A 13,178-nucleotide genomic window follows, 5' to 3' on the forward strand; every position below is an offset into this window, starting at 1 on the left:
ATCAAATATTTTGTATCTAGTCAATCAGTATCTTGACTTATATAGCGTCGAATTGTAAGATATATTCCTTGTAAAATTAACCAAAAGAACAACAGATTTATTGATAATGCTTTTTTAATTACTTCTCCAAAATAAATGATGACAGCCGCACTTGTCAGTATCATCAGTAGGGTAATAACATCCCAACAGTTTTTCTTATATAATTCTATAACCTTTATTTCTATCAGTATTGCCAGTATCCCTGTCCCTGCCACACATATTCCAACAACCAATATCATCAATAACCAATATATGATTCCGGCTATAATCTCATTTGGAATTTTTGTGCTGATTTGTGCCACAGATTGCCCGGCATCAATCGTCCAACCGATAAAAGTTTGTATGAATGATGCTGCATCATGGAAGAATGATTTGCAATCGGAAAGGAACACATCTGACTGTACTGCCTGAAAAAGAGTGGTTGTCAGCGAATACCATGCAAGAAGGAACAAGGTTGTTTGGAACATTACCGTTTTTGCTTTATATTGTCCTGCAAGTTGCTCTTTTTGTGTTTCGTATCTTGCTTTTGCATTCTGATAGGCTGTCCGGTCACAGGCTTCGCATTTTTTATAGAGTACCGGCTTTTCTACCGGTATCTCTACGATTTTCTGATGTGTCCGGGCATAATCCCGTTGTTGTGTTAAGCATCGTATTTTATCTTGACATTCCTCTATCGTGACGTTTGCGCTTCGCAGCTTCTCTTTCTCGCTCCGCAATGCTCTGTCTGCCAGCTTCAAGTCGTTCTTTAATGCTTGAATATTCCCGGCTCTGTTCTCTTTGTTTAATTTCTCGTTCAAGGTCAGAGATTCGTTGAGCTGCGTCTTCAGTTCCACGATAAGCTGGTCTTTCTGTTCCAACTCTTCTTGTATCTCCTCGGTCAAGAGCAGAAGTTCTTCCAACTGTTCGGCGTTCTTTAATTCTCTGGATTCGTTCATCTATATCACGTCCTTTCTCTACCTGCTGTTCCAGTTCAGCAATTCGGTGTTCTGTTTCAGTAATAAACTGTTTTCGCTGTTCAGCTTCTGTGCCAATATCTGCCATTGCTGATTTTCGTTTTCCAAAAGTTCTATCTTCGTTTTCTGTTCTTCCATCTTGGAAAGTAGTTCCTCGGTATTTGGCAAAATGTTGAGCAGCTCGGATAACTCGCTGTTTAATTTTTGCAATTTCTGATTCTGTTCCTGCATAAGAGAGAGTTGGGTGTCCCGGTTCTGCATTTCCAGAAGCATTTCTGCCATTAAGGTCTGCTGTTCTTCGATTTGCCCAATCATGGACTCCATTAAGGGTATAATTTCCCGGCTTTCTTCTAATGTCATTTAATCGCTCCTTCCATAATGATAATGCACCTGATACTTTCCCAAAGGTGTCCAGTATCTTTTGCAATAACGTGTTTTGTTGTTTTATGATTTGATTTTCCGCTACTTTCCACGAACCTTTTATTTCCTGCCCGGCAAGAAACTTTTGTTCAATCTTTCTTGCGTCAGCACCTTCATGGATGGTAGGAATCTGGAGTTTTCCCTGCTTTTCGTAAGAACGGTGATCGACCTGATTATGCAAAGGCAGATGTTCATTACACACCTTTGCCCACTCGCTCCGCCACAGTTCACAGTTTTTTGGATTGTTCCATCCCGTAGCATCGGTCAGTACCCGTTTCCATTGCAGGCGGTTTCTTGCACCAATCTTCTGGATTCCGTTTTCATCTAATACAGGGATACGGATTCCATGACGGTCAGGGTTTTTCTTATCCTGCCACCAGTTCGGATGGGATTCATCAATCACGATATTTCCGCTTTTATCTCTGACAAAATCCCAATCTTTGACTTCTTTCTTCCCCCAAGAATGATCCGGGTTAAAAGGGCGCATTGTCAGAAGCAGATGGACATGAGGATTGCCATCCCCTTTGTCGTGGATACTCCAATCAGCACACATTCCCTTATCCACAAATGTTTTTTTGATATAGTCGGCTGTATATTGAATCTGTTCCTGTCTGCTCCATTCTTTGGGGAGGGCAAATTCAAATGACCTGCCAAGTTGGGCATCTGCACTTTTTTCAATCTTCAATACCTCATTCCATAACCGTTGTTTCTGAAATGTGATTTTAAATTTTTCTAAAGCAGCTTCTTTATCTTCTGACCTTTTGTATCGGACAGATTTTTGAAAGCGTTTTATATTTTCTTCTGGTACTATCTGCCATTCAGGAGGTGCGTTTTCGCACATCATCAGACTGGTGTAGACCACTTCTTTTTTAGAAGTGTAATAACTGATTCGCCCGGTTTCCTCGTTTTTCATCACATCCCCATTGAGATATGCGGAAGCGGAGATAACAGATTTCCCTTTACTTCGTCCGACTATTTTGATTGTGTAATGAAAAATCGCCATGTCTGGATTCCCCCTTTCTGCACATCCGGCATAGATTTCCGGCAACATTGCTTTCAGTTTTAGAAAAAGCAGTATTGCCGGAACGCCCTCTGCGTAAGAGTGCCCTGCGCATAGCAGCCTGCATGGAATGCGCCCCTCTGGCGAAGAGTGCCTCCTGCGGCATGAGCAGGTCTGGCTGAAAGCCCCGCCGACGGAACGAGCCCGGCAAGCGTGAGCGAAGACCGGTTGCCACTTGTGGCAAACTTATTGGGACGACCTCTGGTTGTCCATAAGTGCGCCCTTCATGAAAAAGCAATGAAGGGAATGAAAAACTCATCCCCCCCCCCGCCATTACACTTCCTCCATATCGGTATGTGTTTCTTTCTGCATTGCCTTTGAAAAAAATTTCCCATTGGCTTCCTGCTTTTTCAGAAAACCAATCAGCTTTGGGATGTCCTCTTCCTCGATAGGCGCACCGAGAACGGATTCCACCGCACCGCCAACCTGACAGAGCCTATGGGTTCGTTTTTTACTTTCTTCGGCTTTCTTTCGTTTCAGAAGTTCTTTCTTCTGTGCTGCATATCGTTTTGCTTTTTCAAGGCTTTCCTGTTCCTTCTTTTCCATTTCAAGCATTCGTTCTTCATAACTTTTTGTTGATTTTGCCATGATTACATTCCCCTTTCTTTTACAAACATAAGTTCTCGGTTGCGTATCAGAAGAAGCACATGGTATAATCTTCTTGCGTGTAGGTATATCATGGCTTCGGTCTGATAGAACCTTTGGCGGTTTCTTTGGAAGCCGCCTTTTTAATTTGCCGCAGTTCTTGTTACGGCTTTTACATTTCCTCTATCCCTCAAATCACGACCTTCATTCGCTTCCATAAACATTTCCAGAATATCGGTTTTAATCAGGACTTTGCGACCAACCTTTAATACTGGAAGTTTCTTCCATTCTACAAGCTGTCTTAAGGTGTTTCTGCCGATTCCCGTATAGTCAGCAGCTTCTTCGATGGATAATGCAATTTTTCTTTGCGTCATATAATCACCTCCTTATAAATTGCATTATGCAATTCTTGTGATGTAAGTATATCCTTTTCATATCTTTTTGTCAAGCGTTACGAAATATTAAAAATAATTTTTAAGTTGCATATTGCAATTACAGAAAAACAATGCTATAATTCATACATACCGAAAAAGGAGGCAGTCAGCATGAAAGATAAAGAACTACGCAAGCTGATAGGCAGCAGAGTAAAACAGCGCCGTCTGGAATTGAATCTGACACAGCCTTATGTCGCAGAAAAGATGGGTGTTACCGCTTCTACAATCCTGCGTTATGAGAATGGTTCGATTGACAATACGAAAAAAATGGTGCTGGAAGGTCTTTCGGAAGCACTCCATGTATCTGTGGAATGGCTCAAAGGGGAAACAGATGAATATGAAACCGACATTACGGATAAGAGAGAGTTACAGATTCGTGATGCGATGGGAGATATTCTGGAACAGTTACCGCTTGCCCTTACCAAAGAAGAAGATGCTTTTTCAAAAGATTTATTACTGCTGATGTTAAAACAATATGGTCTGTTTTTGGATTCCTTCCAGTTCGCCTGCAAAAACTTCAAGGGGAATGCTGGTCAGACGGATATTGCCAAAACAATAGGGTTTGAATCGAATGATGAATATAATGAGATTATGTTCTTAAGGGAAATCACTCACACCATCAATGCTTTTAATGAGATGGCAGACGTTGTAAGGCTCTATTCCAAGAAACCAAAAACAGCAGAACAAAGGCTTGCAAATCTTTTATCAGAAGTCTTATACGAAGATTCCGAATCGGTATAGTAAGACAACCGGAGTTATGATATACTTACACGCACGAAGCATTTCATCAGTTCCGATTGTCTAATATCGAAAGGAGACATACGATTATGGCAAAAGGATCTGTAAGAAAAAAAGGAAAGAAATGGTACTACCGCTTCTATGTAGAGGACGCAAGCGGCAATCTTGTTCAGAAAGAATGCGTTGGAACAGAAAGCAAAAGTGAAACTGAAAAGCTGCTCCGTCAGGCAATGGATGATTATGAGAAAAAGAAATTTGTTGCCAAAGCGGAAAATCTCACAGTCGGACAGCTTTTGGATGTGTGGGCAGAGGAGGAATTAAAAACAGGTACGCTCAGCAATGGTACGGTGGAGAATTACCTCGGAACAATCCGAAATATCAAGAAACACCCATTGGCAGAACGGAAACTGAAAAATGTAACCTCTGAACATTTGCAATCCTTCTTCGATTTGCTTTCCTTCGGGGGAGTTCATCCCGACGGAAAAGAGAGAAAGGGTTACAGCAAAGATTATATCCATTCTTTTTCCGCAGTCATGCAGCAGTCCTTCCGTTTTGCAGTATTTCCAAAGCAGTATATTACGTTCAATCCCATGCAGTATATTAAACTGCGGTATCAGACGGATGAAGTGGATTTGTTTTCCGATGAGGATATGGACGGAAATGTCCAACCAATTTCACGAGAAGATTATGAAAGATTGCTTGCTTATCTGCAAAAAAAGAACCCAGCCGCAATACTTCCAATCCAGATAGCCTATTATGCCGGGCTTCGTATTGGAGAAGCCTGCGGTTTGGCATGGCAGGACGTAAATCTGGAAGAACAATGCCTTACCATAAGACGCAGCATCCGATATGATGGCTCAAAGCGCAAATATATCATCGGACCAACCAAGCGGAAAAAAGTAAGGGTTGTTGATTTTGGAGATACACTGGTAGAGATTTTCCGTAATGCCCGGAAAGAGCAGTTAAAAAATCGAATGCAGTACGGAGAACTTTATCACACGAACTACTACAAAGAGGTCAAAGAGAAAAACAGAGTGTACTACGAATATTATTGTTTAGACAGAACAGAGGAAGTCCCGACAGATTATAAAGAAATTTCTTTCGTCTGTTTAAGACCGGATGGTTGTTTGGAACTTCCAACTACTTTGGGGACTGTTTGCAGAAAGGTGGCAAAAACATTAGAGGGATTTGAAGGCTTTCATTTCCACCAGTTACGTCACACCTATACAAGCAACCTTTTAGCAAATGGAGCTGCCCCAAAAGATGTGCAGGAATTGTTGGGACACTCAGATGTCAGTACCACAATGAACGTCTATGCTCACTCCACAAGAGATGCGAAACGAAAATCAGTTCGGCTTCTTGATAAAGTGGTGGGCAATGACTAAAAAATTTCCCTTATTTCCCTTGTGATTATCTCATAAGGGCAAAAAGAAGGGAAACTACATATCATTTCACTAATGGACAGGCGGGAAAGCCTATAAAATGGGGAAAGTTAGAGGAATAATTATATAAATTCCAGTTTGCCAGAGAAAGGTATGGTGAGCGAATGAGAATATTATACGAACTTTCATGGTTATGGGAGACGCTGGTCATTGTGCTTGCGGCTGCGGCTGTTTGCGTGGTTTGTGCCATGCTAATCTGTAAGGCAGTAAAGAAGAACTTCAGCAAAAAAACGGCGGCAGTTATCGGCGCAGCAGCGTTTGCGGGTGCTGTTTTGGCAGTCATTGTGATTGCCCGGACTCCGATGCCGCTTTGATTAAACGGGATGCTTGATTGCCTGTGCATAAGTACAACTTCAAGTTTGTGAAATTATAGAGTGTATGGATTCCAAATTCCATATGCTCTTTTTCTTTACTTAATTTCAGAAAAAATGCAGAAATCTAATGTTACGAGTTTTTTACGAGTGGCATTAAAAAAAACTCGCAATAAATCTATCGTTCTCATGCTCTTTACGACTTGGTGAGCTGCTTGGTCTTACCTGGGATTGTGTAGATATCTCTCCTGAGGCAATTGAAGAAAATCGTTCATATGTCTTCATCAATAAAGAATCACAGCGTATAAGAAAAGAATCTTTGGACGCACTGGATGGAAAAGATGTGTTGCTGGTATTCCCGACAAATCATAAGAAGAATTCTACGGTACGTATTCTGAAAACACCGAAAACAGAAAGCCGTGTGCGTAAGATATTCTTACCGAAGAGTGTCGCTAATATGCTGGTAGACTGGAAAGCTGAGCAGGATGAAATGAAAGAAATCCTGGGTGATGAATATATGGATTATAACCTGGTTATGGCAAGTACCTTTGGTCTGCCTCTAGGCGATGGAGCAATCCGTGGTCCTTTAAAGAAACTGATCGAGGACTATAATCTCCCACCGGTTGTATTTCACAGTTTCCGTCATAGTAGTGTTACTTATAAGCTGAAATTGAATGGTGGAGACATCAAAGCGGTACAGGGTAATTCCGGCCATGCTCAGGTCAATATGGTTACAGATGTGTACTCTCATATTCTGGATGATGACCGAAGGAAAAATGCAGAGCTTTTTGAAGAAGCATTTTATGAGAAAAAGAATCTGGATCCACAGATGCATGTACAGCAGGAAAATAATAATGCACCTGTTGCTGATGAAGTCGATCCGGAACTTTTGGCAAAAGTATTGGCTAATCCAGAGATGCGGGCATTACTCAATTCGCTGGCGAAGACGATGAAGTAATGAAAAATAGTGAAAAAATAGTGTAATTTTAGTGGAAAAACAATTCATAAAACGATATAATATATGGATGAAATGGAGGTGGATCATGTGATTAAGGTTACGCTAACAAATGAAATTTTAAAAAGAATATCGGAAATAGACGAAAAGCGTTTTTCTCTTAGTACGATAGAAATGACACCTGTTATAAAAAACAGACTTAGAAAAAACTCTAAGAAAAAAAGTTCCTATGCTTCTAATAAGATTGAAGGAAATCCATTAACTGAAAAACAGGCAAATGAAGCTATTGATAGTGATCCTCACAAACATTTTTTAAAGCCAGAACAGGAAGTTCGTAATTACTTTTTGGCTTTAAATTTTTTAGAAGAAAAACTGAAAAAGAAAGAAGCTTTTTCAAAAGAAATGATTTTAGAAGTGCAGGCAATGGTTGAAAAAGGTGCGTCAAAAGAAAAGATAGGATTAAGAGGCCCTATGCCGCCTGGAATGTTATTTGCAGTATATGATTCCGAAACAGGCACAGCGGAATATATTCCACCAGAGTATATTGATATTCCAGACTTGTTGGATGAACTTGTTGAATATGTAAATACTACAGATGATCATCCGCTGATTATTGCTGCTGTAGTTCATTATCAATTGGTTACCATTCATCCTTTTGAAGATGGAAATGGAAGAACCGCCAGATTAATGTCAGGCTATATTCTTGATTATTATGGATATGGTTTTAATGGAATAGGTTCCCTGGAAGAATATTTTGCCTATGATCCAGATGAGTATTATGCATCACTGCAAATGGGGTTACCGACGTTATATTATTCAGGAAGAGAAAACCCTCCTCATCCGGAAATTTGGATCAATTATTTTTTGCGGATGATGGAATTGTATTCTAAAAAGGTATATGAATTATCAAAAACATCCGAAAACGACGAGTTAGATGGAAGTCTATCTTATTTAAATGCAAAAGAAAAAGAATTCTTAGCATTTCTGTTAAAAAAGCGACTATATGAGTTTACACCAATTGAAGTAAGCAAAATGCTTGGTGTAACCAACAAAACGATTATTAATCGATGTGCAAAGTTGGTAAATAATGGTTTGTTAATTCCAATCATTGTAAAGACACGAGTCCGATCTTATCGGTTAAGTGATTTTTCAAAGACAAATGAGAAAAAGATTTTGAAAAAAATATCGTAATAAAATATAAAATTTGCCAGTCAAAAACGCATGGACAAACCGTCTCGTATGCGTTATATTCCCATCTTTGACAGTTGGAAAGATAAAATTGGCTACAAACCCAGTAAACATGGGCTCTGTAGCCGTTTTTTATTTCGTAACGATATGTGCTATATTATGATTTTTTTGATTTAATCTGTTTCGTTTCTTTAATGATTGTTCGCATGGAGGCTTTTGTAATGAATTCATAATCCGTTCTAAAGCCGAATGTTTTGTGCAGAGAATCCGTTAATTCTGTTCTTGTGTAGGAAGGAATATAACCACTTGCTGTATTTAGTAGTGTCATTTGCATAGAACGTAATGTCCCAAGTATCTGACTGACCGTATAAGCATCTCCAAGTTTCTTTTCTAATAACCGATAAAGAAGAAGACTGATATAGCAAGTCATGAAATGAGCTTTTATTCGCTCCTCTCTTCGTACATAGACTGGTCTAGCTTCAAATTCGGTTTTCATAATTCTAAAGTTTTCTTCTATTTCCCAACGCTGTTTGTTAATCCGTATGATTTCAGAGACATCACCTTCCAGATTTGTAATAACAGCATAAAAACCATCATACATTTCTTCTTTTTGAATCTGTTCTTCATCGATATTGTATACTTGTTTATTAGCGATTTCCCCATCTGGCGTCACAGAAGTCTTCTTTACAAAACGCATTGGATCATTCTGATTTTTTCCTTTTCGTTTACGCCCAGGTGTGTTGATGATCTTTTCAGCATGTTCGATTTGGCGGTCACGAATTCTTCTTTGGTATGCTTTATATTTTGGAGAATAAGTAACAATCAGAGTTTCATCCATGTTTCCTGTAACCACGGGAACTTCTTTGTAATAAACAGTGTTATAAACTTCTTCATCAGTTTCATCAAGTGTACGCAGATCTATGAATTTTGTGCTACCGACTTTACGAAACTGCGTAGGGTTCAGAGCAATCTCACGATCTTCTTTCTTCATCTTTTTAAGAGAATGAGTGATGATGTATGCCCGGTTTCCAAGACTGTTAAATCTTCTGTTCGCAGCACTTCCAAGTCCGGAATCAGAACAATAGATGAATTCACTGCAGTTAAAGTCCTGGAGAATTTTTGATTCTAAAGGCTTTAAAGTTGTCTGTTCATTTTGATTTCCTGGATAAACATCAAAAGCAAGAGGAATACCATCAGCATCCATAAATAATCCCATAGTTACAATTGGATTCGGACGGTTTTCCTTACTTTTACCATAACGCTTAGAATCGCTTTCCTCTTCAATTTCGAAATAGTAGTTTGTGCAATCGTAATAGAGGATACGATTATTTCTTGGATAAAGGAAATTAGAATTCTTGTAAAGTTCACTTTGAATAAAATCCGATTCTTCTGCAATCACAGAAAGAGAGCGGTAAACATCCTGCAGACTGTATTTAGGTGGCTCTAACAGTGTTTGACAATAGTCATAGCTAGCCAGCTTGCTAGAAGGCGATAGGATTCGTGCATAAACTAAATCAGTCAGGATTGCTTGTAGATTATATTTATATTTGTGGCGTTCTTTGATTGTTCTACAAATCTTATCTATACGAAGTTGTGTACAAAGTTCTTGTAAAAAGAGATACCCAACATTGAAAGAACGGCGTTCATTCATCGGAATGCAAGCAGCTTTTGAAAACTCTACAGAAATCTTTCCAGTAGCTTCTTTATAGAGCTTTGTTTCTTTATCAGCCTGCTCTCTTGCCCATGCCATCATCTTATCTCTGTCACCATCGAATTGTTCTAAAAGTGTGTTATATTTTCCAAGTTTTTTATAAATACGAGATGAGGAATTACCATTTTCCTTGCGAAAAGAATGATAAATATACACATCTTTATTGTTTTCACTACCTGTAAGTGCAATATACATGATTAGAAAAAACTCCTTTTCTTTTATTATAACACACTATTACAAACAAGTACATATAAAAACGGAAAATTTGACATAAAAAAAGCAGGTTTTATAAGGCCTGCAAGGTATTTTTCTAATATTCAACTGTCAAACTCCCGGCTCCAACAGCATGGCAAACAGCAGATAACTCCCGCTATCGCCAGACCTGATATTGTGTTCAATTCCATCTTTATACCTGATTCTCAAAAAATTCCTTTATTGTATTTGAACTGTCCATACAATATAAAGCCTAATCCGACAATAACTGCTGGAAGAATGATATAATCTATAAATATTTCACTCCAAAACGAAGCAATAAAACCTAATACAAGAGATATTCCTATAATCAGCGTTCCTGTGCCGACTGTTTTTCCATACTTTGGTATATCTTCTTCCTTTACTTTTCGCCTGTTATAAGAGTGAATTGTGCTGATATTGCCTTTGATATTTACAATTCCCACAACAGATATGAACACTCCCAAAATCAACATTATAATATTTTCCATAATGACCTCCTAAAAATAGAATAGTTCCTCAAATTTTTTGTCCAATGCAATACAAAGAATTAGAGCCAATTTTGCAGTTGGATTAAACTGTCCTGTTTCAATAGAACTAATGGTATTTCTTGATACCCCTACCATTTCTGCAAGCTGAGCTTGAGAAAGATTTGCTTCTGTGCGAACTTCCTTTAAGTGATTTTTCAGTTGTAATTGTTCTTTCATATTCTCACCTCTAAAAGGTGGCTAACAAATCCAACAAATGCCAAAATGGAAAGCACAAAAAACAGAACAGTCAAGACCAAATCGCTCTTTCGCTTCATTTTGATAAAGCGAACTAACCATTGTGTTGCAATAATGCTGAAGTATATAACCCACGGACTGTAAATCATAGTATGAGCAAGCACAGAAGATAACAGCGAAAGCAAACAACACACTAAAGCACCAACTCTGCTTGCGTGACTTCCGGCTTGATATACCACTTCCATTTCAGCCAAGTCCTTATTGCGATGTTCTTTTCTGCTTGCATTTAAGATTTCGTCCTTTTTCATAAAAACACCTCCATGCCAAGTTTTCTTTGCATATTTTAATTATACACATACCAAGTTTTCTTGTCAATAGAGTTCATAAAAAAGTTACAACCGATATAAGAGATAACTTTTCTACCACTTCGATTATACTCACGACTTAATGACTTCTTGAATACTTGCCGAAAAAGAAAAACTGCCATCGGTTTGACAGCAGTTCTTCTTCGGTTGGTATCCGTTAGGAATACACAATATCATTCAATACAATCTCATCGGCATAGGCTCGAATGTTATTCATCAATCCTATCTATCTCATCATATCCGTTGCTTTCAGTTCTTCCGTTACACCCTGCTTAAACGCTATTTTTTGCCCTTTAATTGTGGTATTACTTATAGCAAAGCACAAAATAAGGCCCAAAAGGGCACTTTCCCTTTTGAGCCTATACACTTTATCAGCTAACGTATTTTGCTTTCATTTTTCCTCATGGTCATGAGGCTTTTTTCTCTTAAATCGCATTCTATGAATCCTCAGATTGTTCTTTCTGTTCTTCAATAATTCGTTCTGTCGCTTTATGGATGCTCAAGATGGAATCATCTTCACTTAATACCCGGATGATTACCGGTACTTTACGGTATCCCAGTTTCTCCGCAGCATGTTTTCTTCTGATTGTCTGTTTGGTTCAGTCGTCTTGACTCCTTTCCTCCAGGATTCAGGAAATAAAAAATGCCTGCCTGGAACTTTTATAGATAGTAAAGTTCCAAACAGACATTGCTGTTTGACCATTAGCTGTAGCTAATATGGTTATTTTTGTTAATTATATTCTATATCCTGTTTTCACGATCTGGCAATGTAATTTTAGCACTATGGTTAGTATATCCAAAGCAGAATAAAACATAAAAAAAGATCTGTCACCCTTAGGATTCTTCCCAAAGCCAACAGATCTTACATTTTCCCTTACATCTTTATACTCTTTGCCAGACTCGTCAGCAAAGCTGCCATCTCCGGATCAACCTTTTTTCTTTCTGACCCATGTTATTTTGCAGCCACGGTTACCACTGTTTCCTTTTTTTTCGACATAAGCCAATAAAACATAGAACAAAATATTAATGCAAATACAACGCCAAAAACATTCTGAATCACTCTAAGACCAACTGCTCCTTTTAGTCCATAACTCTCTGTAGCAATGGCCAAAGCACCAAATGTGTTAAATACTGCCTGCCAGCCATATTTTGCAGAAAGTCCTACACCAATTCCGCCAAGGATTCCTATGTATGTATAGATGGATGACGGAAGCAGAAAATATAGTACTGTAAAACATATTACACCTGCAATATTTCCGACAATCCTTTTGCGGACTCTGTATTGCATGTCCTCCATAAATGGTAAGATTGCTGACATTGCCGCAATTCCAGCCCACATTGCCCGTGGCATATTGCAGAGTTCCGCAATGCAGAGTACTGCCGGTACGCATATGATCTGACATAACTGCCACTTTGTTCTGGAAGAAGATATATCAAATTCCTGTACCAAATCATTCAAATTTCTTTTATACGTTCTGTTTTTATGATTTCGATAAAATATGAAGCAGGTAAGTGCTGCACCTAATGCCATTCCGGTTAATCGCATCTGATAACTTTTTCCTGTTACATCATATCCATACAATAACAGATAACCAAGAACCAATGTGGATTGGTTAAACATGAATGGGTTATGACATCCGAACAGAATCAGCACTGCCAGTGCAGCAATGTTTAACAGCATTCCAAGTACCGGTGAAAGCTGGTTTGCTAAATGCGGACATACAGTCATAATTACAAAGAACAAAGCCAAAAGCATCGTAGATTGTCCGGTGTGGATCCCCAGATCCGCATTCCGAAATACCATAAGGCATAATAAAACTACTACACCCACAATACTATTCTCATTTCCAAATAAGATACTGAAAATAGTAACAAATAAAAAACAAAATGCCATTGTAACAGCTATCTTTACCAAATATACCAGTATATGATATGATTTTTCTTTCACTGTTTCACTCTTTTTCAACAGATTTTTAGAACCTGCCTGATTTAACTGCAATTCCTGATAAAATGTCATGTAA

14 protein-coding genes and 1 pseudogene are annotated in these 13,178 nt (G+C 38.6%); 5 read left to right on the forward strand and 10 right to left on the reverse strand.

Annotated features, from left to right (window positions below; all coding sequences use genetic code 11):
* Positions 1 to 20: 20 nt before the first annotated feature.
* The 4 genes from NQ541_RS12555 to NQ541_RS12570 all read right to left on the reverse strand — a co-directional run bounded on the left by NQ541_RS12555 (position 21) and on the right by NQ541_RS12570 (position 3,431).
* On the reverse strand, positions 21 to 755 hold the full coding sequence (locus NQ541_RS12555; RefSeq protein WP_005608347.1) for a DUF6040 family protein: 735 nt from the start codon (positions 753 to 755) through the stop codon (positions 21 to 23).
* Complete coding sequence (locus tag NQ541_RS12560; RefSeq protein ID WP_040893156.1) at positions 694 to 2,415, reverse strand: MobA/MobL family protein; 1,722 nt, start codon at positions 2,413 to 2,415, stop codon at positions 694 to 696. Before NQ541_RS12560 ends, NQ541_RS12555 begins: the two co-directional genes overlap by 62 nt.
* 330 nt (positions 2,416 to 2,745) lie before the next feature.
* Positions 2,746 to 3,060: a hypothetical protein gene (locus NQ541_RS12565; protein ID WP_005608351.1), complete on the reverse strand. Its 315-nt coding sequence runs from the start codon at positions 3,058 to 3,060 to the stop codon at positions 2,746 to 2,748.
* Between the two features lie 140 nt (positions 3,061 to 3,200).
* Entirely contained in the window at positions 3,201 to 3,431 is a 231-nt protein-coding gene (locus NQ541_RS12570) for a helix-turn-helix domain-containing protein (RefSeq protein ID WP_004843519.1), read from the reverse strand.
* Between the two features lie 171 nt (positions 3,432 to 3,602).
* Here NQ541_RS12570 and NQ541_RS12575 point away from each other — a divergent pair, with 171 nt between their 5' ends.
* The 5 genes from NQ541_RS12575 to NQ541_RS12595 all read left to right on the forward strand — a co-directional run bounded on the left by NQ541_RS12575 (position 3,603) and on the right by NQ541_RS12595 (position 8,128).
* The gene (locus NQ541_RS12575; RefSeq protein WP_005608353.1) at positions 3,603 to 4,232 is read left to right on the forward strand and encodes a helix-turn-helix domain-containing protein; all 630 of its coding nucleotides are present in this window, start codon (positions 3,603 to 3,605) and stop codon (positions 4,230 to 4,232) included.
* Positions 4,233 to 4,318: 86 nt separating this feature from the next.
* Positions 4,319 to 5,614: a tyrosine-type recombinase/integrase gene (locus NQ541_RS12580; protein WP_005608354.1), complete on the forward strand. Its 1,296-nt coding sequence runs from the start codon at positions 4,319 to 4,321 to the stop codon at positions 5,612 to 5,614.
* Positions 5,615 to 5,775: 161 nt separating this feature from the next.
* Positions 5,776 to 5,985, forward strand: coding sequence for a hypothetical protein (locus NQ541_RS12585; protein WP_005608356.1), 210 nt, complete (start codon positions 5,776 to 5,778; stop codon positions 5,983 to 5,985).
* A 316-nt stretch (positions 5,986 to 6,301) separates the two neighbouring features.
* Positions 6,302 to 6,940: a site-specific integrase gene (locus NQ541_RS12590; RefSeq protein ID WP_005608358.1), complete on the forward strand. Its 639-nt coding sequence runs from the start codon at positions 6,302 to 6,304 to the stop codon at positions 6,938 to 6,940.
* A gap of 87 nt (positions 6,941 to 7,027) precedes the next feature.
* The gene (locus NQ541_RS12595; RefSeq protein ID WP_023921282.1) at positions 7,028 to 8,128 is read left to right on the forward strand and encodes a Fic family protein; all 1,101 of its coding nucleotides are present in this window, start codon (positions 7,028 to 7,030) and stop codon (positions 8,126 to 8,128) included.
* 154 nt (positions 8,129 to 8,282) lie between these two features.
* Here NQ541_RS12595 and NQ541_RS12600 read toward each other — a convergent pair whose 3' ends face one another.
* The 6 genes and pseudogenes from NQ541_RS12600 to NQ541_RS12620 all read right to left on the reverse strand — a co-directional run bounded on the left by NQ541_RS12600 (position 8,283) and on the right by NQ541_RS12620 (position 13,174).
* A complete protein-coding gene (locus tag NQ541_RS12600; protein WP_005608362.1) occupies positions 8,283 to 10,031 on the reverse strand; it encodes an IS1634 family transposase in 1,749 nt (582 codons plus the stop codon).
* Between the two features lie 224 nt (positions 10,032 to 10,255).
* The gene (locus NQ541_RS12605) at positions 10,256 to 10,558 is read right to left on the reverse strand and encodes a hypothetical protein (protein ID WP_005608364.1); all 303 of its coding nucleotides are present in this window, start codon (positions 10,556 to 10,558) and stop codon (positions 10,256 to 10,258) included.
* 9 nt (positions 10,559 to 10,567) lie between these two features.
* A complete protein-coding gene (locus NQ541_RS12610) occupies positions 10,568 to 10,774 on the reverse strand; it encodes a helix-turn-helix transcriptional regulator (RefSeq protein ID WP_003865061.1) in 207 nt (68 codons plus the stop codon).
* Positions 10,771 to 11,100 (reverse strand): DUF6442 family protein, encoded by a 330-nt coding sequence (locus tag NQ541_RS12615; RefSeq protein WP_005608366.1) that lies wholly within the window; start codon positions 11,098 to 11,100, stop codon positions 10,771 to 10,773. The genes NQ541_RS12610 and NQ541_RS12615 overlap by 4 nt, the downstream gene beginning before the upstream one ends.
* 551 nt (positions 11,101 to 11,651) lie before the next feature.
* A pseudogene (locus tag NQ541_RS13310) lies at positions 11,652 to 11,860 on the reverse strand (ParB/RepB/Spo0J family partition protein); the annotation flags it as partial.
* 249 nt (positions 11,861 to 12,109) lie between these two features.
* Positions 12,110 to 13,174, reverse strand: a complete 1,065-nt coding sequence (locus tag NQ541_RS12620) for an FUSC family protein (RefSeq protein ID WP_005608370.1) — start codon at positions 13,172 to 13,174, stop codon at positions 12,110 to 12,112.
* Between the last annotated feature and the right edge of the window lie 4 nt (positions 13,175 to 13,178).

It is taken from the genome of [Ruminococcus] lactaris ATCC 29176, assembly GCF_025152405.1.
GTDB classification, from domain to species: Bacteria; Bacillota; Clostridia; order Lachnospirales; family Lachnospiraceae; genus Mediterraneibacter; species Mediterraneibacter lactaris.

What these genes read in the sequence shown, in the direction of transcription:
- NQ541_RS12560 (WP_040893156.1), bottom strand. Translation starts at nt 2,415, where the DNA reads ATGGCGATTTTTCATTACACAATCAAAATAGTCGGACGAAGTAAAGGG.
- NQ541_RS12565 (WP_005608351.1), bottom strand. Translation starts at nt 3,060, where the DNA reads ATGGCAAAATCAACAAAAAGTTATGAAGAACGAATGCTTGAAATGGAA.
- NQ541_RS12570 (WP_004843519.1), bottom strand. Translation starts at nt 3,431, where the DNA reads ATGACGCAAAGAAAAATTGCATTATCCATCGAAGAAGCTGCTGACTAT.
- NQ541_RS12575 (WP_005608353.1), top strand. Translation starts at nt 3,603, where the DNA reads ATGAAAGATAAAGAACTACGCAAGCTGATAGGCAGCAGAGTAAAACAG.
- NQ541_RS12580 (WP_005608354.1), top strand. Translation starts at nt 4,319, where the DNA reads ATGGCAAAAGGATCTGTAAGAAAAAAAGGAAAGAAATGGTACTACCGC.
- NQ541_RS12585 (WP_005608356.1), top strand. Translation starts at nt 5,776, where the DNA reads ATGAGAATATTATACGAACTTTCATGGTTATGGGAGACGCTGGTCATT.
- NQ541_RS12600 (WP_005608362.1), bottom strand. Translation starts at nt 10,031, where the DNA reads ATGTATATTGCACTTACAGGTAGTGAAAACAATAAAGATGTGTATATT.
- NQ541_RS12605 (WP_005608364.1), bottom strand. Translation starts at nt 10,558, where the DNA reads ATGGAAAATATTATAATGTTGATTTTGGGAGTGTTCATATCTGTTGTG.
- NQ541_RS12610 (WP_003865061.1), bottom strand. Translation starts at nt 10,774, where the DNA reads ATGAAAGAACAATTACAACTGAAAAATCACTTAAAGGAAGTTCGCACA.
- NQ541_RS12615 (WP_005608366.1), bottom strand. Translation starts at nt 11,100, where the DNA reads ATGAAAAAGGACGAAATCTTAAATGCAAGCAGAAAAGAACATCGCAAT.
- NQ541_RS12620 (WP_005608370.1), bottom strand. Translation starts at nt 13,174, where the DNA reads ATGACATTTTATCAGGAATTGCAGTTAAATCAGGCAGGTTCTAAAAAT.